Origin of the sequence: Microbacterium oxydans, assembly GCF_026559675.1 — a bacterium.
Taxonomy (GTDB): Bacteria; Actinomycetota; Actinomycetes; order Actinomycetales; family Microbacteriaceae; genus Microbacterium; species Microbacterium oxydans_D.
The window spans coordinates 1,374,716-1,399,263 of the sequence record NZ_CP092891.1; the positions used below are offsets into that span (position 1 = coordinate 1,374,716).

Sequence of the window (24,548 nt, forward strand, 5' to 3'; positions counted from 1 at the left end):
ACTCGACATCGTGAGTCACGCTGCTGTCGGGGCGCCCGGGACGCCCCGGCGATATCTGCATTCGCTGTGGCTGCTCTCTGCCCGCGACCTGAAGGTCCGGTACTCGACGAGCTTCCTCGGCTACCTGTGGTCGGTCCTCGATCCGCTCGTCATGAGCGCGATCTACTGGTTCGTCTTCACGCAGATCTTCCATCGCGATGTGGGCGAGTCGCCGTACATCATCTTCCTGATCAGCGCGCTGCTGCCCTGGGTGTGGTTCAACGCCTCGGTGTCGGACTTCACGCGAGCCTTCAAGAAGGATGCACGTCTCGTACGCTCCACGGCGATCCCGCGATCGATCTGGGTGAACCGGATCGTGCTGAGCAAGGGTATGGAGTACCTCTTCTCCCTGCCCGTGCTCGTGCTGTTCATCGTGGTCAACCTCCTCATCGAGTCGAACCCCGACGAGGTCGTGCAGGTGGGTTGGGGCGTCCTCTGGATGCCCGTCGCGATGCTGCTGCAGACGGTGCTCCTCGTGGGGCTCGGTCTCCTCGTCGCGCCGCTGTGCGTGATGTACGTCGACCTGGAGCGGACCACGGCGCTCATCCTCCGAGCGATGTTCTACGCGACGCCGATCATCTACAACGTGACGGACCTCCCCGGAGTCTTCCAGACGCTCGGTGCGTTCAACCCTCTCGCCGGCATCTTCATGCTCTACCGGATGCCGTTCTTCCCCGACCAGTGGAACCCCTTCACGCTCGTGATCAGCGTCGTGATGACCCTCCTGATCCTCGCCCTGGGCATCTGGACGTTCCGGAAGCTGGAACGACCCGTGCTGAAGGAGCTGTGATGTCGGCGGCCATCGAGGTGCAGGGGCTCGGCGTCCATTTCCGCCGCAACAAGCGGGGACGTCGCAGTCTCAAGGATCTGTTCGCGGGCGCGTCCCGTCGTTCGCGACCGGGCGAGTTCTGGGCACTGCGCGACGTCTCCTTCACCGTGCAGCCGGGGGAGTCGATCGGCGTCGTCGGACGCAACGGTCAGGGCAAGTCCACGCTCCTCCGCCTCGTCGCCAAGGTGCTGCTCCCCGACGAGGGGACCGTCTCGGTGAACGGCGGTGTGGCCCCGCTGATCGAGATCACCGGGGGGTTCGTCGGCGACCTCACCGTGCGCGAGAACGTGCGGCTCACCGCGGGCCTGCACGGGATGTCGCGAGACGAGGTCTCCCGGCGCTACGACGACATCATCGCCTTCGCCGAGCTCGCGGGCTTCGAGGAGACGCCTTACAAGCACCTCTCCAACGGTATGAAGGTGCGTCTCGCCTTCTCGGTGGTGTCGCAGCTCGATGAGCCGATCCTGCTGGTCGACGAAGTGCTCGCGGTCGGCGACAAAGCCTTCCGCGACAAGTGCTACAAGCGGATCGACGAGCTGCTCGCCGAAGGGCGGACGCTGTTCTTCGTGAGCCACAACGAGCGTGACCTGCGACGGTTCTGCACCCGGGGGCTCTATCTGGACAAGGGTGCCCTCGCGCTCGACGCGCCGATCGCCGAGGTGCTCGACCGCTACAACGCCGACCACGCCGTCTAGCCTCTCGGCCCCGTCACGTCTCGGACGCCGGTGGGGGCTCCGTGGGTCGACTCAGAGTCCGACCAGGCTCCGCAGGTTCTGGACGGACGTGCGCGCGGCATCGACAGCACCGGGGACACCGGAGCCGCTCGTGATCGCGGTGCGCAGCTGTGCGAGCGTCTTCGCGTACGCCGAGACGCCGTCGCGCCACTTCTGATCGATCGATGACGGGGCCTGGGCGTCCGACAGCCGCTGCGCGTCCTGCTGGAGCGAGTCGACCACCGGCAGCGCGTCCTGGTCGCTGGCGCCGGAGATGATGTCCAGGCCGCGGGGAGCGGTGTTCAGCCATCCGCTCACCTGTCCACGGAACGTCTCGACGCTCGGGTCGGCAGCCGGCGGGGGAGTCACCATCGGTGTCCGCGTCGGTGCGGGAGAACCGGACGGCGTCGGAGTCGGCGTCGCCGTGGGCGTCGGAGTCGGGGTGCTGGTCGCCGATGTCGAGGGCGTCGGCGACGGGCTCCCGGTCGGCGTCGGTGCATCTCCGCGCGGGAGCAGGAAGAAGAGCAGCACGCCGACGATCGCGAGGGCCGCGACGGAGAGGCCCACGATGAGCCACACCCGCCCTGTCCTCTTCGGCGCGGGCGGCAACGGCGCCCAGCGCAGCTCGGGCTGCTGCTCGTCCATCGTCACGCCTCCAGGGGAGGCATCGGCTGCCAGGTGCGGTCGCGGCCGGCCTTGCCGCCGTCGCGGATGCCCCGGAACAGATTGCTGGTGCCGCGCACGGTCCGCTCCACGAACACGAGCCGGATGAGCTCCTTGAAGAAGGTCGCCGCCGTGCCGAGGCCGAACAGCACCGGGTTGTAGACGCCGTGGACGCGGTAGTACTGCTTGATGAAGCCGCGGTTGCGCATGATGTAGTAGCGGTAGGCGTTGCTGGACGCGTTCATGTGGCGGATGCCCATGTCCCACTGCTTGATCTCACGCGTGCGTCGCAGCACGAACTCGTCGACGATCACGGCCGTGGTCAGGCGCGAGGCCAGCCAGCCGTACATCTGGTCGTCCCAGTAGATGAAGAAGCGCGGGTCGGGGAGTCCGATCTGCTGGACGATCGAGCGGTGGATGAACATGCCCTCGAAGCAGCCGCTGTTCATCTCCTTGTAGCCCGACTCGTCGAAGCTGGACGGAGCGAACGGGATCGGGATGCCCATGCGCTCGGCGATGCGGTACTGCCAGTAGAACTCGCTGCCGTCGTAGTCGTAGCGGCGGCCCTGGATGCTCTTGAAGCGGGTACTCCACACGCCCATCTTGGCGAGCCCCTCGGGGAGGACCTCCACATCGTCGTCCATCATCCAGATCCACTCGGAACCCAGCTCGTACGCCGTGCGCATGCCCTCGCTGAAGCCACCGGAGCCGCCGGTGTTCGTCTCCAGGCGCCGGTAGACGATCTCGGTGCCGATGTCCTCCCGGAACGACTCGACGACGTCGGTGGTGTCGTCTGCGGAGGCGTTGTCGATGATCACGACGTGGCCGGGTTTCGGGTCCATCGCGGTGATGCTGGTGAGCAGACCGGAGAGGAGGTGCGAGCGGTTGAAGGTGACGATGACGATCGTCGCTGCGGTGGGATCGAATGCAGCGGGCGCCGCGGTCATGCCTTCTCCTCGAAGATCTGCTGCCAGGACTGGGGGGAGACGAGCTCGGGGAGTGCGTTGCGATACTGCTTCTGCAGCTCCGGCCAGCGGCGACGGAGTTCGGCGTGCAGCCGGAGGGTGTCGCGGAGCATCCGGCGGTACTTCGCGCGGTCGCGCGTGTAGATGTTCTTGCCGGAGCCGTCGGCGGCGCTCACCAGCGCGCTGTCGAATGCCGGGACGCGCCACCAGTGCGCGTCCTCCTTGCCGAACTCGACCTCGGGCTGGGCGACGTTGGCCGGCGAAGGCCGGTGCATGAAGTGAGAGGCGAGCGTCTTCAGGGTGAACCACCGGAGCTGAAGCCCCTTCGGGTTGTCGAAGTCGTTCTTCGGCCGCTGCTTGTACACCTGGCGGCCGCGCCGCGAGTGCAGGACCTTGGTGGGGTCCCGATGCACCACGGTCTCCGGGAACTCGCCCGCCAGGGCGCGCGCCGCGGGCATCGCGGTCGCCAGATTGCGGCGCATGTGATCCGGGCCGGAGAGGACGTCCCGTAGAGCCTGTGCTCGCAGGGCCACCGGGTAGTACTGCATCATCATGAGGTGCTTCAGGTCGACCCGACGGCTGTGCACGATGAGACGACCGCCGCGAGGCACGTTCGAGTGCAGCAGACCGGCGACGATGCGGTTGCGGGCATGGAAGTATGCCTGCCAGTCGATGGAGTCGTCCTTGTTCACCCAGGACACGTGCCAGAGGGCGACGCCCGGCATCGATACGGTCGGGAACCCGGCCTCGCCGGCACGGAGGCAGAACTCTGCGTCGTCCCACTTGATGAAGGCCGGAAGGGACAGGCCCACCTTGCGGATGGCATCGAGGGGGATGAGGCACATCCACCACCCGTTGTAGTCGGCGTCCATGCGCATGTGGAGGAGGCTCGACTGCCGCAGGTTCGCGACGCCGAAGTCGTGCGGCATCTTCTCCTGGTAGAGGTTGCGCCACATGAACGGACCCTCGTCGACGACCTCGGCCCAGCCGTGCAGCTTGGGACGATCGAGGAGATCGAACATGTGCCCGCCCACCAGGACCGGGCTGGTCGCGTACTGACCGAAGACGATGGATCGACGCAGCGACTCCGGCTCGAGCCGCACGTCGTCGTCGAGCAGTTGCACGAAGTCGCTCTCCGGGCGCTGCAGGGTCTCGTGCATCGCGCGGGCGAAGCCTCCCGAGCCGCCGAGGTTGTCCTGACGGATCACTTGGAGCGTCTCCCCGAGGCGCTCGGCCACGTCGGCGTAGCCCTCCTGGTCCGCGACGAGCTGGGTGCCCTGGTCGACGAGGAAGATGCGGTCCACGAACTCGAGCGCATCCGGCGACGCGGCGAGGGCGCGCAGGGTCTCGACGCAGTAGTCGGGCTTGTTGTAGGTGGTGATGCCGAGCGAGGCCTTCCCGGTGCGCGCGGGCTCCTGCTCGGTGGTCCACTCCGCGCCTTCGAGCACGGCGGGCTTCTCGTCTGCGACGATGTCGAACCAGATCCAGCCGCCGTCGCTGTACTGTGTGAGATCGAGATCGAAGGACGTCGACGCCTCGCCCGTCACCTCGCGCGTGGCGATCCGCTGACGGACGCCCGATCCGTTGGAGCGGTAGACCAGGACGGTCGCCGGACCCGTGGTGCGCACCGTGAGGGTCACCTGGCGCACGCTGGTCCAGTGCTGCCAGTACGACGCGGGGAAGGCGTTGAAGTACGTCCCCAGAGAAACGCGACGCCCGGCAACGATGCGGGCACGATGGCGGCCCAGGATGTTCCCCAGGTGTGCGCGGTTGGAGACGCGGACGGGTTCGTCCTCGATCACGGACCAGGTCTCCGGGTCGGCGTAGAGCGGGAGGAGGTCGGGGTCGCGATCAAGTGGGAAGACGACGTTCTGAAGGACGTGGGCCACTGGGAGGTTCTCCGATGTTGGTGCCGCAGACCGCTGTCCGGGGACAGCGCGGGACTCGACGAGCAGTGAGTAGCCTACCGTCGATGACCTCTGGATCTGCGGAGAGCCTCCCTTCAGGCCTCCAGACGGACTGGCTAGACTGACCGCGATGAAGGTACTGATCACCGGCGGCGCCGGCTACATTGGGTCAACCGTCGCGACGGCGTGCATCGAAGCCGGGATCGACGTGGTCATCCTCGACGACCTGTCCACGGGCATGAGGGCCTTCGGCGAGGGGCGTGAGCTCTACGTCGGCGACATCGCCGACGGCGCCGTCGTTGACGGCCTGCTGGCCGACCACCCCGACATCGACGCGGTGATCCACTGCGCGGCCCGGATCGTCGTCCCGGAATCCGTCGCCGATCCGCTCGGGTACTACGACGCCAATGTCGGAAAGACGATCGTGCTGCTCCAGCGCCTGCGCGATGCGGGGATCCCGCGCATCGTGTTCAGCTCCTCCGCCTCGGTGTACGCCGGCGAGACCGGTGACGGGGTCGACGAGAACGGCACGCTCGCTCCGGCGAGCCCGTACGCGACGACCAAGGCGATGGTCGAGCAGATCCTCGACGACGCGGCGAACGCGGGAGACTTCCGTGCCATCGCGCTCCGCTACTTCAACCCGATCGGCGCCGACCCCCGGCTGCGCACCGGTCTGCAGAACCCGACACCCTCGCACGCGCTGGGCAAGATCATGCAGGCCCGCGCGAACGGCGAGCCCTTCACCATCACGGGCACCGACTGGGCGACCCGCGACGGCTCCGGCCTTCGCGACTACATCCACGTCTGGGATCTCGCGCTCGCGCACGTCGCGGCGGTGCAGCGGTTCGACGAGGTCGCGACGCTCGACGCGCCGTACCAGGTGGTCAACCTCGGCACCGGCGACGGTGTGACCGTCCGGGAGCTCGTGGCGGCGTTCGAGCGGGTGACCGGTGAGCCGCTCCCCGTCGTGGAGACCGATCGGCGTCCCGGCGACCAGGCCGGTGCATTCGCGATCGTCGACCGCGCGGCTGAGGTGCTCGGGTGGAGCGCCCAGCGTTCGGTGGACGACGGCGTGCGCGACGCGATCGCCTGGGCCGAGAAGCTGCGTTCCCTGCACTGAGAGCGCCGGAGCGCCGACCCGGCTACGCCCTGAGGGCCGGCTACGCCTGAGGGCGGAGGGTCGGGATCGCGCCCGTGTGCGCCGCGTCGATGTTCTCGCGCCAGGACCGTGACTGACCCGCCCGCAGCGCGCAGAGCACCAGCAGGAACCATCCGGCGCCGACGAGCGTGAAGCTCTCGAACATCGAGTCGACCGCGAGCGTGACCAGGGTGATGGGCGTCCACGCGTAGACCACCGATCGGCGGACACTGGCGACCAGCCACGAGCGGATGAGCGCCACGCCGCCGAGCAGCAGGAACAGCACCAGGCCGGCCGCCCCGAGCTGCAGCAGCACGTCGAAGAACGCGTTCAGCGCGCTCTGGTGATGGTCGTCGAGCTGGAAGTTGATGTAGGTGAACGGGTACTCGCCCCGTGCCCAGTCGCCGAACCAGCCCCACCCCTGGATCGGCTTCACTGCGACGAAGTCGAGGATCGTGTTCCACAGACTCGCGCGGATCGAGAAGTCGGACCCGGCATCGAGCAGCGCGATGATCTGGTGGCGCAGCGCGAAGGCGATCGTGAGCGTCACAGCGACCAGGGCGCCCAGCATCCACTGCACGAGGTTGCGACGCTCCGGCGAGGTGTGACGGACGATCGTGAGCGCGAGCGTCACGATGCCGACGGCCACCGCGAGCACGAGCACGGTGGGGGAGGCGGAGAGGAACGCCAGGGACCCCGCGAGGGCGATGGAGCCCACCGCGACGGGAGGCTCCACCGACTGCGTGCGCCACTCGATCACGAACGTGATGAGGGCGATCACGGCGATGAAGCCGAGCATGTTGCGGCTGCCGAACAGGCCCTGCACCGGCCCGCCCTCGGCGAGGTTGCCCTGGATCGCGAGGAAGGTGAACGGGAGGTCGAGCAGGATCCCGGACAGGATCTCGAGTCCGAGCGAGGCGGCGAGGAGCACGCGGAGCGTGTCGCCGATGGCCCGGACGGTCTGCAGCGTGTCCCGGATGTGGCCGATGGTGATCGCGAGGAAGGCGTAGCCGAACAGCGCCATCCATCCGAACACGGTGTCCGAGCGGTCCGTCGTCCAGACCAGGCTCACCAGCGCCCATCCCAGGAATGCGAACAGCGAGGAGGGGGCGATCCGGAGCGGGGAGAGCTCGTCGCGGCGCACCCAGAGGATCGCGGCACCCAGCAGGCACAGCACGGTGATGACGGTCGCCAGGGTTGCCCGCGAGGCCATGCGCTCGATCGCATACGACCCGAAGACGGCGAGGAGCGCGGCGATCGTGAAGGCGCGCGCGAGCTCCACAGACCCGAGCAGCCGGGTGAGCGGACGCGCCGACGTCACGGCACCCGCCGTTGCCGGGCGCCGCGCTCGAACACGAGGTCGCGCTCGCCGACGCCGACCAGCGGCACGGACTTCAGCTTGAACGACAGGAGCACGAGGAGCAGCCACCCCCACAGCATGATCGGCGTCGACTCCGAGAGACCCTGCACGAGCAGGACTACGGTGAACAGGCTGGGCAGCAGCGTGAGCGGGGAGTACGGGCGCTCGGCGTCGAGGTCCCAGCGCGGACGGTCGATCGCGAAGAACCACGAGCGCCACAGCAGTGTCAGATAGGCGACGGCCATCAGGATGAGGCCCAGCACGCCGAGCTGGAACAGCACGTCGAGCCACATGTTGTGCGCATGGAAGACGCTGATGCCGTGGTCGACGATCCAGCCGTCGAACGCGGGGTCGTCCGGGATCCACGGGCTGGAGAAGCCGTTGCCGAACAGCGGATGATCGCGCACGCGCTCGAGGACCTTGGTCCAGATCAGGTCCGAGCGGCCGGTGAGATCGGAGGAACGGCCGACGAGACCGAGGAGCCAGTCCCGCAGCAGCCAGACGATCCCGGCGCCGAGCACCGTGCCGCCGATGGCGATCACGTAGATGCGGGTGCGCGCTCCGGGGGTGCGGGCCCTGCGCATCAGGAGGGCGACGGCGAGGACGACGGCGGCGGCCGCGGCGCACGCGAGCGCGGTGACCGACGACGTGCGGAACAGGAAGTACGCGGCGAGGGCCATCCAGAGGGCGAGCGTGGTGCGCCAGCGCGCGCGAGCGGCGAACAGCACCCCGAAGGTGATGATCGCGAAGAGGGAGATGATCGCCAGCAGGTTCGCGTTGCCGACGATGCCCTGGATCCGTCCGCCGTCGAACAGGTTGTCGCGGACCCAGTACCACTGCGGGTCGATCTTCCCGTCGGGGGGCGTGAAGAAGTTGGGCAGCAGCGGCCCGTGCAGGACGAGCGACACCCAGAGCTCGATCGCCAGCGAGAGGCCCAGGATCCACTTGAAGGCGGACGAGAGCGCGCGCACGATCTCGTGCCAGGTGAGCACGTGGGCGATGAACAGCCCGTTGACCGTGACGGCGGCCAGCAGCGCCCACGTGATCAGCGTCGGCCCAGGCCACTGGGACCAGGCCACGGAGACGAGCGCGAGTGCGGTGTAGCCGAGTGCCGTCCACGGCAGTCGTCGCCAGCGGAAGGGCTGCGGCCGGTTGCGCGTCAGCATCGGGATGCCGATGGCGAGCGTGGCGAGGGTGAAGACGGCGAGGGTGACGCCGGCGCCCTCCATGCCGAGCAGGTTGTACACCGCGGTGTGGGCGAACGTGACCACGAGCACGAGGATCACGTAGCCGCGCAGCAGCAGGTGCCCCGTCGACTCGCGCTCCGGCGCCGTGGGCGGGGCTGTCACCGGGTGCTTGGTGTACTGGGCCATCGGGATCAGGCTACCGCGCCCCGCTCGGCGCGTCCCTGAACGCCGCAGCGCGGCTCTACGCTGGGGGCATGCTGCTGAGCCTCACGAACGCACCCCGCGACTACGCCTGGGGGTCCGACACCCTCCTCGCCGGACTCGAAGGACGCACGCCCACGGGTGTGCCAGAGGCGGAGGTGTGGTTCGGAGACCACCCCGGCGACCCCGCCGACGTCGCCGGAGACGGCACGCTCGATCAGGTCACCGGTGGCACCCTCCCGTACCTGCTGAAGCTGCTCGCCGCGGCGCGGCCGCTCTCGATCCAGGTACACCCGACGATCGAGCAGGCCCGTGCCGGCTGGGAGCGGGAGAGCGGCCTCCCCGCGGACGACCCGCAACGCAACTATCGGGACGACAACCACAAGCCCGAGCTCATCGTCGCGCTCAGCGAGCGGTTCGAGTCGCTGAGCGGCCTGCGCCCCGTCGCCGACACCCTCGGGCTGCTCGAGCTGCTCGACGGGAACGACGGCGTCCTGCGCCTGCGGACGCACCTCAGCGCCGACGGCGATGCGCTGCGGGACACGATCGGATGGCTGCTCGGCGGCGAGGCCCCGCAGGAGGTCGACGACATCATCGCCGCGGTCGTGGACGCGTCGGGGCGGACGGACACGGGGGAGTGGGCCACGACGCTCCGGGCGATCGCGGGAGTGGCGGAGAACTATCCGGGCGACCCCGGCGTCGTCGTCGCCCTGCTCATGAACCATGTCGTGCTGCGTCGGGGCGAGGCGGTCTTCCTGCGCGCCGGGCTGCTGCACGCGTACCTGTCCGGTCTCGGGGTCGAGATCATGGCGGCGAGCGACAACGTGCTCCGCGGGGGACTCACGCCCAAGCGCATCGACGTCGACGAGTTGCTCGCGATCCTCGACACGACGCCGGGCGAGGTGCCGGTGCAGCGTCCGGCGGGCGATGACCCCGTCACGCCGTACCCGGTTCCGGTGCCCGACTTCGCCCTCTCGCGTGTCGCCCTCGACGGCGCCCCCGTCACCGTCGAGGTGTCGGGACCGACGATGGTGCTCGCGACCGCCGGCGACGTGACGGTGACGTCGGCCGGGGGCGAGGAGCTCGCGGTCGCCGTCGGCACCGTGGCCTTCGCGAGCGACGGCGAGTCCCGCCTCACCCTGTCCGGAACGGGCGAGGCGTTCGTCGCGAGTCCCGGGCTCTGAGCCGCGCGGCGACCCCGTCGCGACACGCCGAGGGATCCGCAAGAACCTTAAAGAGTCGCTTGAGGGTTTACGATCCGCGACTTGACCGGAGCGAATGACACGGGTGTAATTAGTCATGCGCACGGCCCGCCGGGGGGCGGAGACAGGGTTGGAGATCGAGATGACGGGATACCGTTCCGACGTACCGGAGAACTGGTTCGTCGATCCGATCAACCTCGGTGTTCCCGGGGTGCGGCGCACGGACGCCGCCGATGACGACAACGCCCTCGCCTGGCAGGCGGATGCGCTCTGCTCGCAGACCGACCCCGAGGCCTTCTTCCCCGAGAAGGGCGGATCGACCAGGGACGCCAAGCGCATCTGCACGACGTGCGACGTCCGCAGCGAATGCCTCGAATACGCCCTCAACAATGATGAGCGGTTCGGCATCTGGGGCGGTCTCTCCGAGCGCGAGCGCCGCAAGCTCAAGCGCCGCGCCAGCTGACCCGCTCGCGGTCCGGCGACGCAGCTCGCATCCCCGTCGCGCATCCTCCGCATCGCTTCGCGGGCGCGCCGCATCCACTGCGTCGGCAGGGGCGAAGGCGCGCATAGGCTGGCGAGGTCATGCCAGCCCGTGTTCACGCCATCATCGTCGCGCGCCCCGGATCCTCCTCCCGCGCGCAACTCCTCCGCACTCTCGAAGCCGTGCGGTCCCAGACCGCACCGGCCGAAGCCGTGACACTCGTCATCTGCGGCGACGCCTCCACCGCACGCGAGAGCGAAGCGGTGGCAGCGACGGTCGAGGGGATCATCGAGGCGCGCTCCACGACCTCCTTCGCCGAGGCGATCGAGCTCGCCCGGCCCCGGGTGCGCGAAGGCTCCGCCATCTGGCTGCTCGCCCAGGACACGGCTCCGCATCCCAGGGCGCTCGAGCGCCTGCGCGGCACGCTGGAGCGCTCTCCCTCGGCAGCGATCATCGCCCCCAAGCTCGTCGCGACCGACAACGACCGCGAGATCGTCTCCCTCGGAGTGAGCATGACGGCGCTCGGCCGGTCCGTCGAGCTGGCCGCCGGGGAACTCGACCAGGGGCAGCACGACCGCATGGACGACGCTCTCGGCGCCGACATCCGCGGCATCCTTATCCGCGGTGAGGTCAGGGACGCCCTCCGCCCGGACCCGGCGCTCGCCGGTGCCGACGAAGGGCTCGACCTCGGTGTGCGCGCCCGGCTCGGCGGAGGTCGCGTGGTGCTCGCTCCGAGCGCACGGATCTCTGCAGCTCCGGGAGGCCCCGCGGCGCTGCCGTCCGGACGGTTCCGCCGCGCCTATGTGACGCGGCTCGCGCAGCTGCACCGGCGTCTGGCGTACGCACCCGCCGCGGCCGTGCCGCTCCACTGGCTCAGCCTGCTGCCGCTCGCGCTCTGGCGCTCGATCACGCACCTCATCGGCAAGCGTCCCGAAGCCGTGCTCCCGGAATGGGGAGCAGCGCTCACCGCGATGCTCCGCGTCGGGGCCGTCGCCCGCTCTCGGGCGCGCATCCGGGCGTTCCGCTCCTCCACGTGGGCGAGCATCGCCCCGCTGCGGGTGAGCGCATCGGACCTTCGACGGCGCCTGGACGACGGTCACGGCAGCGAGGGCGGTGCCGTCAGCGAGCTGCGCTTCTTCTCCGGTGGAGGCGCCTGGGCCGTGCTCGCCGCGCTGGTCGTCAGCATCGCGTCCTTCACGACGCTCCTCGCGTGGCCGGCTCTCGGCGGCGGAGCGCTCCTGCCCCTCCGGCAGACCGTCGCGGCCCTCTGGAGCGATGCGGCCTGGGGCGTCCGCGGCACGGCTATCGACCTGATCGGCCCGGCCGACCCCTTCGCCTCGGTGGTGGCCGTGCTGGGTTCGCTGTGGCCGGCCGGCCCGTCGTTCGCGATGGTGCTCCTGTGGATCCTCGCCCTTCCGCTCGCGGTGCTGGGCGGCTGGTTCGCGGCGACCAGGGTGACCGACCGTGCGGGTCTGCGGATCTTCGCGGGCGTCGCGTGGGCTCTCGCCCCCACCTTCCTCACGGCTCTCGTCGACGGGCGTCCGACCGCGGTCCTCGTCCATCTCCTCCTTCCCTGGCTCTTCCACACGGCCGTGGTGGCCCACCGCTCCTGGGGTGCGGCCGGAAGCGCCTCGCTGCTGCTCGCGGCCGTTCTCGCCTGTGCGCCCTCGCTGGCTCCCGCCCTCGCCCTCCTGTGGGTGGTGGCGCTGGGCATCGTGCTCGGCACGGCGCAGTTCCGCGGTGCGGGACGTCTGCTGTGGCTGCCCGTGCCGACGATCGCGCTGTTCGCGCCGCTGGTCTTCTGGCAGCTCGCGCACGGGACGCCGCTGGCGCTGCTCGGCGACCCCGGCGCGATCTGGGCCGGACCCCAGGCCGCAGCGGACGCCGCCGGTCGGCTGGCCCTCGCCACCGGCTTCCCGACGACGGATCTCGCGGGCTGGATGTCGTTCGTGTCCGAGCCGTTCGGGATGTGGGCGCCCCTCCTGTGCGCGCCGATCGCCCTGCTGGCACTCGGCGCCGCCGTCGCCCCGCGGTGGCGCGCCGGGATCACCCTCCTCGTCGTGGCGCTGGCCGGTCTCGCGACCGCGTTCTTCGCCGTCGGCATCTCGGTCAGCTTCGCCCAAGGGGCAGCGGTGGCGATCTGGCCGGGTGCCGGACTCAGCCTCGCCTGGGTCGGAGTGGTCGGAGCCGCGCTCGTGACGCTGGACACCGCGATCACCCTTCCTCGCCTGAGGATCCTCACCGCCGTCGTCGCCGGCGTGGCACTGGCGGTCTGCGCGGTTCCCGCGCTCACCGCTTTCCATGCCGGGCGCTCGGTCCTCGCGAACGGTCCGGAGTCGACGCTGCCCGCCTACGTGGCTGCGCAGGCCGCCGGCGATCGCGCGGTCTCGACGCTCGTACTCACCCCGCAGAACGACGGCGGTCTCGCCGTCGAGGTCGTCTGGGGTGCGAGTGAGACGCTCGGCTCGGAGTCGACCATGATCTCGACCGCCGTGACGCCGCAGGGCACGGACATCTCCACGCTCGCCGTGGATCTGCTCTCCGCCCGCGACTTCGATGCCCCCGGCGAGCTGGCGGCGAAGGGCATCAGCCACGTCCTGATCGCACAGGTGCCGAGCGGAGAGGGCGACAAGGCTCGTGCCCTCCGCACGGCGGCGGTCGCGGCGATCGATCAGCGCCCCGGTCTGATGCATGCCGGCAAGACCGATCGCGGCACTCTCTGGCGGCTGGAGGCCGACGTCGCCGATCCGCCCACGCTGACGCCCACCCAGCAGGGCAGCGCCCGTCTCGTGATCACGCTGCAGCTGATGGCGGTGCTCGCCGCGCTGCTGCTCTCGATCCCGACCCGCGCGTCGCGACGGGCCGCGCGTGCGCAGTCCCGTATCGTCGGCCGCGCGCCGGATGAGCCCCTCGTGCTTCCTCGGCACGCCGAGGACCGCGAGGAGCTCGCCGACGAGCTGGCCCCGGTCGGCACGATCGAGGACCCGCAGGACGCCGCCGCGCTCGACGACGAGGCGCTGGCGCCGATCGCCGAGGCGGACGCCCCGGACGAGGAGCACCCGGCATCCGGCGATGAGCCGCCCGCTGCGGACGACGAGGACGGGACGTCGGCGACGGCACCGGAGAAGGAGGACCGATGAGCGGATCGCGCGCATTCCGGGTCGCTGCGACGGGTGCCCGTGTCGTCACCGGCGCGGCGGTCATCGTTGCCTGCGTGGTCGGCGTCACCGCCGCGGTGCACGCCCCCTGGCCGGTCGTCCGACACGACCCCGCCCAGGTCGCCGTCACCCCTCTTCCGGGCGACAGCGTGCTCGTGTGCAACGGCGACCTGCGGGCGCTCGGACGCGATGCGGGGGATCCGCTCGCGATGAGCCCCGCTGGGTCGCCCACCCTGACCGTCGGCGGCACGTCCGGTGCCCCGGCCTCCGTCGGGCTGTCGGTCCAGGATCTGCCGGGCGCCGCCGAGGTCCCGGTGCTCACCGGGACGGTCCAAGAACGCTCGGCGCCGCTGATCGCCGGTGCGGAGTCCGTGACGGCGGCAGCAGACGATCTCGCCGGGTACGCGGCGGTGCCCTGCGGGACGCCGCGCCTCGACTCATGGCTCGTCGGCGGCAGCACCGACACCGGCACCGAGGACATCGTGACGCTCACGAACGCCTCCGAGGTGCCGTCGACAGTGGCGCTCTCCGTGTTCGGCGAGACGCGGGGCGCGCGCACCGTGGTGGTTCCCGCGCGCACGCAGATCGCGCTTCCGCTCACCTCCATCGCGACGGGCAGCAGCACTCCCGTCGTCCGGGTGTCGGCCGTCGGAGCACCGGTCAGAGCGGTGCTGCAGTCCTCTCTCATCCAGGTGCTGGATCCCGCGGGCATCGATCTGCAGGATTCGGTTCCCGGTCCGCAGCAGAAGCTCGTGCTCACCGGTGTGGAGGTGTTCCCCTCCGACGGCGATGACGGCGAGATGGCGGTGCTGCGACTGCTCGCCGCGGGCCACGACGCCCAGGCGCGCGTGCGGGTCCTGGCGGAGGGCTCCTCGTCCGTGGTGGACGAGTTCACCGTCCCGCTCGAGACCGACCTGCCGTCCCAGGTGGCGCTCAGCGACCTCACGCCGGGTCGATACACGGTCGAGGTCGAAGCCGACGCCGCTGTTCTCGCCGCGCTCCGTCAGCAGGACGGGTTCGGCCGCGATGCGGACTTCGCGTGGGTCACGCCCGCGCCGGAGATCGACGACGACGTGGTGTTCGCGGTGCCCTCGGGGCCGGCGCCGCGTCTGCAGGTCGCGAACGCCTCCGAGGAGGAGGCGGCCGTGACGATCGAACCGCTCGACGGAGCTCCGTCGCAGGAGATCGTCGTCCCCGCGGGCGAGACCCTCGGGGTCGAGCTGGAAGCCGGCTCGACGTACCGGATGCGGACGCCGACGGCGGTGCACGCCGCCGTCACGATGACCGCGGCAGGCGCACTCGCGGTGCTCCCGGTGCAGCCGAGCGCCGGAGTCGAGAAGTCGATCACGGTCTATCCCTGACCACGCGGGGACGGGCGGAGCGTCCGTACGTGCGGATCAGTGGTCGTGACCGAGGTCCCAGGGCTCGCGGCCGACGTACTCCGCCGCCGCACGGAACACCGCGCTCTCGATGGCCATCCGCCGGTGCGCGGCGTCATCGTGTCCCGGAGGCAGCAGACGCTCGATCGGCAGTCGGAACAGCACGATGCGCCGGTTCTCCCGGTCGAGGTACCAGCGCGGCACCTCCTCGGCGGTCTCGAAGCCCGGGATCGCGCCGATCTCGAACCGGACGTCCTGCAGCTCGGGCCAGGTGCCGCGGAGGAACTCGACGGCGGTGCCGACGGTCAGGTCGAAGCGGTCCAGACGCCCGTCGAGGGGCGCGAGCGGGGGACGGACGACTTCGCTTCGCCCCAGGCGCCCGTGTCGGCCGTGCCGAGCACCGCGCCGGGGAGCGACGGAGGCATGAGGGGCGCGGCGACGGGGCATGACGAAAGTCTAGGCGGTGCCGGTGTGTGCGGCGCGGCATCCCCGGGGTGCCACGCGGCGGTCGTACGCTGACGGGGATGGACGGACGACTGTGCTCGAAGGTCGGCTGCGCGCGAGAAGCCGTGGCCACCCTCACCTACGACTATGGAGATCAGATGGCGGCCCTCGGTCCGCTCGGCGCCGCGAACGATCCCCAGGCCCACGACCTGTGCTCGCCGCACGCGGAACGGATGTCCGTTCCGGCCGGCTGGCTCGTGGTGCGGCACGAGGCGCTCCGCGCCTGAGCGCATCGACGCGACACGCGGTCGCTAACGCTATACCGGGAAATGATTTCTCGGTACGCTGACCGCAGGCGTGCCAGGGCGGCGTTGCCGGAAAGGCACTCGTGATCGTCTGGCGTCGCTGGATCTTCCCCCTGCTTCTCGTGCTGGTCTTCGGCGCATGCGCGGCTGCGCTCGTCAAGATCGCCTTCTTCCCCGATCGGGCGGAGAGCATCGTGAGCCCCGAAGCCGCGATCACGGACCCGATCGTGGCCGTGGAACGCGGATCGGTCGTCAACGCGCTGAGCCTGAGCGGCAACGTGGCCCGCGACGAGGTCTACCCCGTGCGCAGCGAGATCGACGGGACGGTCACCGCGGTGCACGTCGGTGAGGGGACGGCCGTGAGCAAGGGGCAGAAGCTCTTCACCGTCCGGCAGGAGTATCCCCGCAAGGACATCGACGTGCTCGCCCCCGAGGCCGGCGACGTGTCGGAGATCGCGCTCGTCAAGGGTCAGATGACCTCGGTCGGCACCGAGACCTACAAGATCACTCCGGCGCGGTACCACCTGCTCGCGACGGTCGAGCCGGTGCAGCTGTACCGCCTGGTCAACGCGCCCAAGGAGGCGACCGTCACGATCACCGGCGGCCCCGCGCCGTTCGCCTGCACCGGTGTGCGCGTGCAGGTCACCGCGGAGGGCACCGCGAGCGTGCGCTGCGCGATCCCGACGGGAGAGACCGTTTTCGCCGGACTCCCCGCGACGATGGACCTCGCGCTCGGCCAGGTCGACGACGCGCTCGTGATCCCGGTGACCGCGGTCCAGGGCGGCTCGGGCACGGGCAACGTCTGGGTGGATGCCGCCGACGGCTCCGACCCTGAAAAGCGCGCGGTCACGCTCGGCGTCAACGACGGGGCGATGGTGGAGGTCACCGAGGGGCTGGCCGAGGGGGACAGCATCCGCCAGTTCGTCCCCGGATTCGTCGCGCCGGTCGAGGAGTACTGCTACGAGGTGTCGCCGGGCGTGGAGCAGTGCGACAGCGGGATCAGCTGGTGAGTCTGGTCGCACTCGAGGACGTCGCCAAGAGCGTCCTCCTCGCCGACGACTCGCGCCTCGAGATCCTCCGCGGCATCACCCTGGAGGTCGGCGCCGGTGATCACGTCTCGATCGTCGGGCGCTCCGGCTCCGGCAAGTCGACGCTGCTCAACATCCTGGGGATGCTCGACGCGCCGACCTCCGGCACCGTCTCCTTCGAGGGGCGCGAGGTGCGTCGCATGCGGTCGGGGCGACTGGACCGGCTGCGTGGCGACAACGTCGGATTCGTCTTCCAGCAGTTCAACCTGCTCCCCGGGCGCACGGCGCTCGACAACGTGGCGATGCCGCTCGGTCACGCCAAGGGGCGGATGTTCTGGAACCGCCGGCAGATCGCAGCGGACATGCTGGAGCGCGTGGGCCTCGGCCACCGGGTCGACCAGATCGCCGACAAGCTCTCCGGCGGCGAGCAGCAGCGCGTCGCGATCGCTCGGGCGCTGGTGCGCAAGCCCGTCCTGATCCTCGCCGACGAGCCGACCGGAGCGCTCGACATCGACACCGGCGCCGCCGTCATGTCGCTCCTCGACGAGGTGGCGACCGAGACGGACGCGGCGCTGGTCACCATCACGCACGATCTCCATGTCGCCGCACGCGCGCGTCGGCACTATCGCCTGGACGCCGGACGGCTGGAGGCCGCCGACCTCACCCGCGCCTTCGAGGCATCGACCCTCGCGGCTCCGGTGCCGTCCGCACTGTCGGAAGGTGTCTCATGACCGGTCTCCTCGGTGCGCTCTCCGACGCCTGGGCGGAGATCCGCGTCCACAAGCTGCGGGTGCTGCTCAGCCTGATCGGCATCGCCGTGTCGGTCGGCGCACTCACAGCCGTCGTGGCGATCTCGGAGTACCAGCGCCAGTTCCAGGCCGAGCAGTCGGACCGCTGGGGCGGACGCGCGGCCACCATCGCGGTCTCCGTGGGCAGCGCCGACGGACAGCCGGTGAACACGGACGACTTCGACGAGCGCTTCCGACGCGTGTCGGAGCGGTTCGAGTTCAGTCACACGGCCCGGATCGTGCAGGGCATGGTGCAGGACGTGCAGCTGCCGGACGGGGTCACTCCCGTCTCCGCGCGGTTGATCGACCCGGCCTACTCCGAGATCCATCGGGAGCGGCTCCTCGAGGGACGCTGGTTCCTCGACTCCGACACGGAGGCGCTGTCCCCGCCGGTCGTGATCACCGAGCCGGTCTGGGAGCGTCTCGGACGGGTGCCGCTGGACCAGCATCCGACCCTGTCGCTCAACGGCCCGGCCGGCGGCACCTATCAGGTCGTCGGCATCGTCCCGCGCCAGGGGTTCGGCGATGAGGAGATGCGGGTCGATCTGCTCTACGACGCGTATCGCGCGCGGGTGGACGCGCTTCCTCAGGACACCACGACTCAGTACGAGGTGTGGGTCGGCGCCGACCAGGCCGACGCGATCGGGCCGGTCCTGGCGATGGATCTCCGGGCCGGGCTGCCGGAGGGCCAGACGGTCTCGGTGAGTCGCACCGACTGGGCCGCGCAGCCGGGCGCCATGGACGCGCAGGCCACCTTCGAGATGATCACGGGCGGCATCGCCTCGCTCATCCTGGCGCTCGGAGCGCTCAGCCTGATCAACATCCAGCTCGTGGCGATGCGTCAGCGGGTGCGGGAGATCGGCGTCCGACGCGCGTTCGGTGCCAGTTCGGGGCGCGTGTTCTTCGCGGTCTTCCTGGAGAGCCTGGTCGCCACGACCGTCGCCGGGGTGATCGGGATCGCCATCGTCGTCGCCGTGCTGCGCTCGGAGTGGGTCGTGAACTCGCTGTTCTACGGCATTCAGGACATCCCGCCGTTCCCGATGCGGGCCGCGGTCGTCGGTCTCATTGCCTCCGTGATCGTGGGCGCGGTCTCCGGATTCATCCCCGCGCTCGTCGCGCTGCGGGTGAAGGTGATCGACGCGATCCGCTTCTGACACGCAAGGACTCCGACTTTCCGCGGGTGTAAGAATGTGGGCATGTCAGAGCTCGAGTACCGCGTCGCCGACCTGTCCCTCGCCGAAGCAGGTCGTCACCAGCTGCGACTGGCCGAGAACGAGATGCCGGGCCTCATGGCCCTGCGCGAGGAGTTCGGCGCGGCGCAGCCGCTGAAGGGCGCGAGGATCGCGGGCTCCCTGCATATGACCGTGCAGACCGCGGTCCTCATCGAGACGCTCGTGGCGCTGGGCGCGGAGGTCCGGTGGGCCAGCTGCAACATCTTCTCCACGCAGGACGAGGCGGCCGCGGCTGTCGTGGTCGGTCCTGGCGGCACGGTCGATGCGCCCGCCGGGGTGCCCGTCTTCGCCTGGAAGGGGGAGACGCTCGACGAGTACTGGGCCTGCACCGCGCGCATCTTCGACTGGTCGTCGTCGGGCTTCGACGGCCCCAACCTGATCCTCGACGACGGCGGTGACGCGACGCTGCTCGTCCACAAGGGCGTGGAGTTCGAGAAGGCGGGCGTGGTGCCCGCCGCGACCGACAGCGACTCGTACGAGTACGCGATCATCCTCGAGCTGCTGCGCTCGTCCCTGGCGGGGTCGAACGATCGCTGGACGAAGGTCGCCGCCGGGCTCATCGGCGTGACCGAGGAGACCACGACCGGGGTGCACCGCCTCTACGAGCTCGCGGCCTCCGGGGAGCTGCTCTTCCCCGCGATCAACGTCAACGACTCGGTGACCAAGAGCAAGTTCGACAACAAGTACGGCATCCGTCACTCCCTCCCCGACGGGCTCAACCGCGCCACGGACGTGCTCATCGGGGGCAAGGTCGCGTTCGTGTGCGGCTACGGCGATGTCGGCAAGGGGGCGGCCGAGGCGCTGCGCGGACAGGGCGCCCGGGTGATCGTGAGCGAGGTCGACCCGATCTGCGCGCTGCAGGCCGCCATGGAGGGCTTCCAGGTGGCGCGGCTGATCGACGTGGCCGGTGAGGTCGACATCGTCGTGACCGGCACCGGCAACCGCGACGTCGTCACGACCGAGCACCTGCTGGCCCTGAAGCACCTCGCGATCGTCGCCAACGTCGGGCACTTCGACAACGAGATCGACATGGCGGGTCTCGAGGCGCTCGATGGTGCGGAGAAGATCGAGATCAAGCCGCAGGTGCACGAGTGGCGTCTGCCGAGCGGACGCAGCGTGCTGGTGCTCAGCGAGGGCCGCCTGATGAACCTCGGCAACGCCACCGGGCATCCCTCGTTCGTGATGAGCGCCTCCTTCACCAACCAGGTGCTCGCCCAGCTGGAGCTGTACACGCGCATCGAGGACTACCCGACCGGTGTGTACGTGCTCCCCAAGGCGCTCGATGAGAAGGTCGCCCGGCTGCACCTCGACGCTCTCGGGGTGGAGCTGACGACGCTCAGCGACGAGCAGGCGGCGTACATCGGCGTTCCGGTGGACGGCCCGTACAAGCTCGAGCACTACCGTTACTGAGCGGGGCGCCGCTCCGGACGCGCATGCTCTGGATCAGACGCCGACGCGCCTACCGGTGAGCCGCTCGGCTCGGCGGTCGGAGTTCTCCAGCGCGCGGCGCTCGCGCTCGCGGCGGAGCACGGTGACGCCGAGGAGGACCTGCTCCGCCGGGACCGGAGGCACCGGCGACACGAAGGGCGTCGCTTCCGTGAGCAGATCCTGTGCCACGCGCGCACGCGCGGCGGGGATCATGCGAGGGGCGCTCACCAGGAATTGGGAGATGCGGCGCGCCAGCCGGTCGGGGAGGCGCGCGACATCGGCGATCTGCGCCCATCCGGCCAGATTCGGGGGCAGCACCGGGGCGTGCGTCGCGAGCGCCGGTGTGCGCACGCGCTGACTGTACGTGCCGGCGACCAGGTCGCCCAGTCGCTGCGACCGCGCGTTGAACGCGCCGACGAGCACCGCGATGCCGCCGAACGTCATGTAGATCTCCAGCACACCGAGCAGGGCGCGGATGAACGCGTGTCGGAAGCCGGCGGCGCCCCCGTCCACGCGGACGATCCGTCCGCCGACCGCGAGCTTGCCGAGGCTCCGACCCTTGAGGGCCATCTCCATCGTGATCGGCAGCACCACGAAGCTCACCACGAGCGCCGACACCGTCGCGATGCGGTCCGTGGCATCGTCCAGCACCCCGGCGTCGAGCAGCCAGATGCGCAGGAACAGCCAGAGGACGAACACGGCATAGCCGAGGAGCATGTCGATCGCGGCACCGAGCGCCCGCAGCAGGAATCCGACGGGCTGCACGTCGATCGCGACGGCTTCGCCGGAGAGCACCTCGTCGGAGACGTCGATCGGGACGGACATGAGTACAGTAAATCAGGTGGATGCCGATGCGCTGACTGATGCACGCCGCGCGGAGTGGGAGCGGCTGGACGAGCTCAGCCGCGCCCGGCTCGACGGTGCCGGGGTGGACGAGCTGATCGTGCGGTACCGGGCGGCCTCCGCCGATCTGGCCGAGTTGAAGACGTCGGTCGGCGACTCCCCGCAGGGCGCCTACCTCTCCACGATCCTGGTGCGCGCGAGGCTGCGCCTCACCGGCGCCTCCGACAGCATCCTGACCCAGACCGCCCGGTTCTTCACCCTGCAGCTTCCGGCCGCGCTCTACCGGCTGCGCTGGACGACGCTGATCATCGCGATCTCCTTCGTCGCCGTCGCCGTCGGGACCGCCGCCTGGATCGCGAACGACCCCGCGCTCGTGGCCACCCTCGGCACGCCCGACGGGCTGCAGCAGTACGCCGACGAGAGCTTCACGGGGTACTACACGGAGAACCCCGCCGCGGTGTTCATGGGCATGGTGTGGACGAACAACGCCTGGATCGCCATGCAGTGCGTGCTCTTCGGCGTGACGGGAATCTGGCCGGTGTACATGCTGGTGCAGAACGCGATGGGACTCGGCATCTCGGGTGCGGTGATGGCGGCGCACGACAAGGCCGACCTGATGGTGCTCTACATCCTGCCGCACGGCATGCTCGAGATGACCTGTATCTTCGTCGCGGCCGCCGCGGGACTGCACGTCTTCTGGGCCTGGGTGGCACCAGGACGCCGCTCGCGCGGGGAAGCGCTGGCCGAGCAGGGGAGAGCCCTCGCGACCGTCGCACTCGGTCTCGTCTTCGCGCTGTTCCTGGCCGGGCTGGTGGAGGGCTTCGTCACCGGATGGGCCCTGCCGTGGCCGGTGAAGATCGGCGTCGGCGCCGCCGCCCTCGCGGTGTTCCTCATCTACATGGTCGTCATCGGCGGCCGGGCGCATCGTCGCGGGGAGACCGGCGACCTCGTCGAGTACGAGGCCGGCACTCCGCGCCTCATCGCCGGCTGACGGGTCAGAGTCGCCCGGCGGCCTTGAGCTCCAGGTAGCGGTCCGCGATCCGCGGGGGGAGTTCCTCGGGATCGGCGGCGATGGCCTCTCCGCCGGCCCGGCGGATCGCATCGGCGACGTTCTCCGCGTCGCGGAGCGTGCGCTCGGCCGCCGCGGCGAGGTACACCTCCTCCCGCGAGCCCCGGCCCCTTGCGAGCGTCGCGATGCCGTCATCGGTCACCGATCCGACCAGGACGGAGGTCGCGCGCGACGCGTTCGGGAAGGCCCCGAGGAAGCTTCGGGCCGATTCCGCGGCGTCCTGTGCGGTGAGCACCACGATCAGGGAGGGGCGGGTGGTGAGCGTGCGCACCGCGGCGAACGCGCCGTGCCAGTCGGTGTCGACCAGGCGCGCGTGCACGGGGGCCATGGCGTCCGTCAGCGCGGGGAGGAGTGCGGCGCCGTCGACACCGGTCACCCGGCCGCGCACGACGCGGTCGTACATGAGCAGGTGCACGTGGTCGCCGGCCCGGGAGGCGAGAGCCGCGAGCAGCAGCGCGGCCTCGAGCGACGCATCCACCCTCGTGCCGTCACCCACGCGCGCCGCGGAGGTGCGGCCGGTGTCGATGATGATGACGACGTGGCGATCGCGCTCCGGACGCCAGGTCCGCAGCATCGTCGTGCCGGCACGAGCCGTGGCACGCCAGTCGATCGAGCGCACGTCGTCGCCGCGCACGTATTCGCGCAGCGAGTCGAACTCGGTGCCCTGGCCCCGCACCTGGATGCTGGTGTTGCCGTCCAGCTCGCGCAGCCGTGCCAGGCGGGACGGGAGGTGCTTGCGGGAGGAGAAGGCGGGGAGCACACGGATCGCGCCGCGCACGAGGTGCCGCGCCTGACGGCCGGCGAGACCCAGCGGGCCACGTGAGCGGATCATGACGAACTCGCTCACCAGCTCGCCGCGACGGCGTGGACGGAGCGGGAGCTCGACGCGCCCGCGCTCACCCGCGGGAATGTGCAGGTGCTGACGCTCGTCCGGGGCGCCGGCCGTGGGCTGCCACGCGTCGCGGATCAGCGCGTGCAGCGTCCTGGTGCCGTGATTGTGGATCGCGACGCTCACCGGCACCGGCTCGCCGAGGCGGGCGCGCTTCGGAACCCGGCGTGTCACGGTCACGGATCGGGGGCTGGCGGCGAGCATGACGTCCAGGGCGACCAGGAACATGCACAGGCCGATCCACGCGCCGAGGACCGCGTACGCCGGATAGCCCGCGAGCCCGGCGAGGACGAGCGGGATGACGCCCACGGCGAGGGCGACGGCGAGACGGCCGGTGACGAACACCTAGATCGGAACCCGGGTCTGCTGCACCACGGAGGTGAGCACCGCGTCGGCGGACACGCCCTCCATCTGCGCGTCGGGCCGCAGCTGCAGGCGGTGACGCCACACCGGCACCAGCATCGTCTGCACATGGTCGGGTGTCACGGCGGAGGAGGCGTTGAGCCAGGCCCAGGCCTTGGCCGCCGCGAGGAGCCCGGTGGAGGCTCGCGGGCTGGCGCCGAGCTCGACCGAGGGGGACTGGCGGGTCGCACGGGCGAGGTCGACGACGTATCCGAGCACGTCGTCCGTGACCTCGACGGCTGCGGCCGCACCCTGCGCCGCACGGATCTCGTCCGCGGTGACGACGGCCTCGACACCGGTCAGCTCGCGCGGGGAGAAGCCCTCGGCATGGCGGCGGAGCACCGACACCTCGGCGTCGCGCTCCGGCATGCCGACCACGAGCTTCATCAGGAAGCGGTCCAGCTGCGCCTCGGGGAGCGAGTACGTGCCCTCGTGCTCGATGGGGTTCTGGGTGGCGGCGACGAGGAACGGATCGGGCAGCGGGCGGCTGACGCCGTCGGCGGACACCTGACGCTCCTCCATCGCCTCGAGGAGTGCCGCCTGCGTCTTCGGCGGCGTCCGGTTGATCTCGTCCGCGAGGAGGATGTTCGTGAACACCGGTCCGGCGCGGAAGTCGAACTCGCCGGTGCGCGCGTCGTACACGAGCGAGCCCGTCACGTCACCCGGCATCAGGTCGGGCGTGAACTGCACCCGCTTGGTGTCGAGGCCGAGGGCCCGCGCGAACGAGCGGACGACGAGCGTCTTGGCGACGCCGGGGACGCCTTCGAGGAGCACATGGCCGCGCGCGAGCAGCGACACCAGCAGGCCCGTGACGGTGCCGGCCTGGCCGACGACCGCCTTGTCGACCTCGGTGCGCACCCGGTGCATGGCCTGACGAAGCGCGGCGTCGTCGGTGGAC

22 protein-coding genes are annotated in these 24,548 nt (G+C 70.4%); 13 read left to right on the forward strand and 9 right to left on the reverse strand.

Translation table 11 applies throughout. The features are described from left to right. Window positions 1–10: 10 nt before the first annotated feature. Both MME74_RS06530 and MME74_RS06535 read left to right on the forward strand, forming a co-directional pair. The gene (locus MME74_RS06530; RefSeq protein WP_267417928.1) at window positions 11–829 is read left to right on the forward strand and encodes an ABC transporter permease; all 819 of its coding nucleotides are present in this window, start codon (window positions 11–13) and stop codon (window positions 827–829) included. Then, window positions 829–1,563 (forward strand): ABC transporter ATP-binding protein, encoded by a 735-nt coding sequence (locus MME74_RS06535; RefSeq protein WP_267417929.1) that lies wholly within the window; start codon window positions 829–831, stop codon window positions 1,561–1,563. The genes MME74_RS06530 and MME74_RS06535 overlap by 1 nt, the downstream gene beginning before the upstream one ends. Before the next feature lie 51 nt (window positions 1,564–1,614). Here MME74_RS06535 and MME74_RS06540 read toward each other — a convergent pair whose 3' ends face one another. From MME74_RS06540 to MME74_RS06550, 3 genes are read right to left on the reverse strand one after another with little or no spacing between them, the layout of a single operon-like run. Next, window positions 1,615–2,226 (reverse strand): hypothetical protein, encoded by a 612-nt coding sequence (locus tag MME74_RS06540; protein WP_267417930.1) that lies wholly within the window; start codon window positions 2,224–2,226, stop codon window positions 1,615–1,617. Window positions 2,227–2,228: 2 nt separating this feature from the next. Beyond that, a complete protein-coding gene (locus MME74_RS06545; RefSeq protein ID WP_267417931.1) occupies window positions 2,229–3,191 on the reverse strand; it encodes a glycosyltransferase in 963 nt (320 codons plus the stop codon). Further along, on the reverse strand, window positions 3,188–5,098 hold the full coding sequence (locus MME74_RS06550) for a glycosyltransferase (RefSeq protein ID WP_267417932.1): 1,911 nt from the start codon (window positions 5,096–5,098) through the stop codon (window positions 3,188–3,190). The genes MME74_RS06545 and MME74_RS06550 overlap by 4 nt, the downstream gene beginning before the upstream one ends. Window positions 5,099–5,246: 148 nt before the next feature. Here MME74_RS06550 and galE point away from each other — a divergent pair, with 148 nt between their 5' ends. After that, window positions 5,247–6,236 (forward strand): UDP-glucose 4-epimerase GalE, encoded by a 990-nt coding sequence (gene galE / locus MME74_RS06555; protein WP_267417933.1) that lies wholly within the window; start codon window positions 5,247–5,249, stop codon window positions 6,234–6,236. A 40-nt stretch (window positions 6,237–6,276) separates the two neighbouring features. On the opposite strand, the gene MME74_RS06560 is transcribed toward galE, so the two are convergent. Together MME74_RS06560 and MME74_RS06565 are read right to left on the reverse strand one after the other, a co-directional pair. Further along, window positions 6,277–7,575, reverse strand: coding sequence for an O-antigen ligase family protein (locus tag MME74_RS06560; protein ID WP_267417934.1), 1,299 nt, complete (start codon window positions 7,573–7,575; stop codon window positions 6,277–6,279). Next, window positions 7,572–8,987 carry an O-antigen ligase family protein gene (locus MME74_RS06565; RefSeq protein WP_267417935.1) on the reverse strand — a complete coding sequence of 472 codons (1,416 nt, stop codon included), beginning with the start codon at window positions 8,985–8,987 and terminating at the stop codon, window positions 7,572–7,574. Before MME74_RS06565 ends, MME74_RS06560 begins: the two co-directional genes overlap by 4 nt. Before the next feature lie 68 nt (window positions 8,988–9,055). Here MME74_RS06565 and manA point away from each other — a divergent pair, with 68 nt between their 5' ends. The 4 genes from manA to MME74_RS06585 all read left to right on the forward strand — a co-directional run bounded on the left by manA (window position 9,056) and on the right by MME74_RS06585 (window position 15,204). After that, window positions 9,056–10,186, forward strand: coding sequence for a mannose-6-phosphate isomerase, class I (gene manA / locus MME74_RS06570; RefSeq protein WP_267417941.1), 1,131 nt, complete (start codon window positions 9,056–9,058; stop codon window positions 10,184–10,186). Between the two features lie 160 nt (window positions 10,187–10,346). Further along, window positions 10,347–10,667 (forward strand): WhiB family transcriptional regulator, encoded by a 321-nt coding sequence (locus MME74_RS06575; RefSeq protein WP_136043639.1) that lies wholly within the window; start codon window positions 10,347–10,349, stop codon window positions 10,665–10,667. Window positions 10,668–10,786: 119 nt separating this feature from the next. Continuing rightward, window positions 10,787–13,825, forward strand: coding sequence for a glycosyltransferase (locus MME74_RS06580; protein WP_267417943.1), 3,039 nt, complete (start codon window positions 10,787–10,789; stop codon window positions 13,823–13,825). Continuing rightward, the gene (locus MME74_RS06585) at window positions 13,822–15,204 is read left to right on the forward strand and encodes a DUF5719 family protein (RefSeq protein WP_267417944.1); all 1,383 of its coding nucleotides are present in this window, start codon (window positions 13,822–13,824) and stop codon (window positions 15,202–15,204) included. The genes MME74_RS06580 and MME74_RS06585 overlap by 4 nt, the downstream gene beginning before the upstream one ends. A 36-nt stretch (window positions 15,205–15,240) precedes the next feature. On the opposite strand, the gene MME74_RS06590 is transcribed toward MME74_RS06585, so the two are convergent. Beyond that, window positions 15,241–15,669 (reverse strand): hypothetical protein, encoded by a 429-nt coding sequence (locus MME74_RS06590; RefSeq protein WP_267417945.1) that lies wholly within the window; start codon window positions 15,667–15,669, stop codon window positions 15,241–15,243. A 77-nt stretch (window positions 15,670–15,746) separates the two neighbouring features. Between MME74_RS06590 and MME74_RS06595 the strand changes: the two genes are divergently transcribed. From MME74_RS06595 to ahcY, 5 genes are all read left to right on the forward strand, one after another. Continuing rightward, on the forward strand, window positions 15,747–15,953 hold the full coding sequence (locus MME74_RS06595; protein WP_267417946.1) for a DUF3499 family protein: 207 nt from the start codon (window positions 15,747–15,749) through the stop codon (window positions 15,951–15,953). Window positions 15,954–16,054: 101 nt separating this feature from the next. Continuing rightward, window positions 16,055–16,981, forward strand: coding sequence for an efflux RND transporter periplasmic adaptor subunit (locus tag MME74_RS06600; RefSeq protein WP_267417947.1), 927 nt, complete (start codon window positions 16,055–16,057; stop codon window positions 16,979–16,981). Further along, window positions 16,978–17,730: an ABC transporter ATP-binding protein gene (locus tag MME74_RS06605; protein ID WP_267417948.1), complete on the forward strand. Its 753-nt coding sequence runs from the start codon at window positions 16,978–16,980 to the stop codon at window positions 17,728–17,730. The genes MME74_RS06600 and MME74_RS06605 overlap by 4 nt, the downstream gene beginning before the upstream one ends. Then, window positions 17,727–18,941, forward strand: coding sequence for an ABC transporter permease (locus tag MME74_RS06610; protein ID WP_267417949.1), 1,215 nt, complete (start codon window positions 17,727–17,729; stop codon window positions 18,939–18,941). The genes MME74_RS06605 and MME74_RS06610 overlap by 4 nt, the downstream gene beginning before the upstream one ends. A 42-nt stretch (window positions 18,942–18,983) precedes the next feature. Then, the gene (ahcY, locus tag MME74_RS06615; protein ID WP_267417950.1) at window positions 18,984–20,429 is read left to right on the forward strand and encodes an adenosylhomocysteinase; all 1,446 of its coding nucleotides are present in this window, start codon (window positions 18,984–18,986) and stop codon (window positions 20,427–20,429) included. Window positions 20,430–20,462: 33 nt separating this feature from the next. On the opposite strand, the gene MME74_RS06620 is transcribed toward ahcY, so the two are convergent. Next, a complete protein-coding gene (locus tag MME74_RS06620) occupies window positions 20,463–21,272 on the reverse strand; it encodes an RDD family protein (RefSeq protein WP_267417951.1) in 810 nt (269 codons plus the stop codon). A gap of 16 nt (window positions 21,273–21,288) precedes the next feature. Between MME74_RS06620 and MME74_RS06625 the strand changes: the two genes are divergently transcribed. Further along, window positions 21,289–22,281 (forward strand): stage II sporulation protein M, encoded by a 993-nt coding sequence (locus MME74_RS06625; RefSeq protein WP_267418531.1) that lies wholly within the window; start codon window positions 21,289–21,291, stop codon window positions 22,279–22,281. Window positions 22,282–22,285: 4 nt separating this feature from the next. Here MME74_RS06625 and MME74_RS06630 read toward each other — a convergent pair whose 3' ends face one another. Both MME74_RS06630 and MME74_RS06635 read right to left on the reverse strand, forming a co-directional pair. Next, on the reverse strand, window positions 22,286–23,593 hold the full coding sequence (locus MME74_RS06630; protein WP_267417952.1) for a DUF58 domain-containing protein: 1,308 nt from the start codon (window positions 23,591–23,593) through the stop codon (window positions 22,286–22,288). Further along, entirely contained in the window at window positions 23,594–24,517 is a 924-nt protein-coding gene (locus MME74_RS06635) for an AAA family ATPase (protein WP_267418533.1), read from the reverse strand. Between the last annotated feature and the right edge of the window lie 31 nt (window positions 24,518–24,548).

Excerpts from the sequence above, each read along its gene's own strand:
- MME74_RS06535 (WP_267417929.1), top strand. The coding sequence starts at position 829 with ATGTCGGCGGCCATCGAGGTGCAGGGGCTCGGCGTCCATTTCCGCCGC.
- MME74_RS06540 (WP_267417930.1), bottom strand. The coding sequence starts at position 2,226 with ATGGACGAGCAGCAGCCCGAGCTGCGCTGGGCGCCGTTGCCGCCCGCG.
- MME74_RS06545 (WP_267417931.1), bottom strand. The coding sequence starts at position 3,191 with ATGACCGCGGCGCCCGCTGCATTCGATCCCACCGCAGCGACGATCGTC.
- galE (WP_267417933.1), top strand. The coding sequence starts at position 5,247 with ATGAAGGTACTGATCACCGGCGGCGCCGGCTACATTGGGTCAACCGTC.
- MME74_RS06565 (WP_267417935.1), bottom strand. The coding sequence starts at position 8,987 with ATGGCCCAGTACACCAAGCACCCGGTGACAGCCCCGCCCACGGCGCCG.
- manA (WP_267417941.1), top strand. The coding sequence starts at position 9,056 with ATGCTGCTGAGCCTCACGAACGCACCCCGCGACTACGCCTGGGGGTCC.
- MME74_RS06575 (WP_136043639.1), top strand. The coding sequence starts at position 10,347 with ATGACGGGATACCGTTCCGACGTACCGGAGAACTGGTTCGTCGATCCG.
- MME74_RS06580 (WP_267417943.1), top strand. The coding sequence starts at position 10,787 with ATGCCAGCCCGTGTTCACGCCATCATCGTCGCGCGCCCCGGATCCTCC.
- MME74_RS06585 (WP_267417944.1), top strand. The coding sequence starts at position 13,822 with ATGAGCGGATCGCGCGCATTCCGGGTCGCTGCGACGGGTGCCCGTGTC.
- MME74_RS06590 (WP_267417945.1), bottom strand. The coding sequence starts at position 15,669 with ATGCCCCGTCGCCGCGCCCCTCATGCCTCCGTCGCTCCCCGGCGCGGT.
- MME74_RS06595 (WP_267417946.1), top strand. The coding sequence starts at position 15,747 with ATGGACGGACGACTGTGCTCGAAGGTCGGCTGCGCGCGAGAAGCCGTG.
- MME74_RS06610 (WP_267417949.1), top strand. The coding sequence starts at position 17,727 with ATGACCGGTCTCCTCGGTGCGCTCTCCGACGCCTGGGCGGAGATCCGC.
- ahcY (WP_267417950.1), top strand. The coding sequence starts at position 18,984 with ATGTCAGAGCTCGAGTACCGCGTCGCCGACCTGTCCCTCGCCGAAGCA.
- MME74_RS06620 (WP_267417951.1), bottom strand. The coding sequence starts at position 21,272 with ATGTCCGTCCCGATCGACGTCTCCGACGAGGTGCTCTCCGGCGAAGCC.
- MME74_RS06635 (WP_267418533.1), bottom strand. The coding sequence starts at position 24,517 with ATGCACCGGGTGCGCACCGAGGTCGACAAGGCGGTCGTCGGCCAGGCC.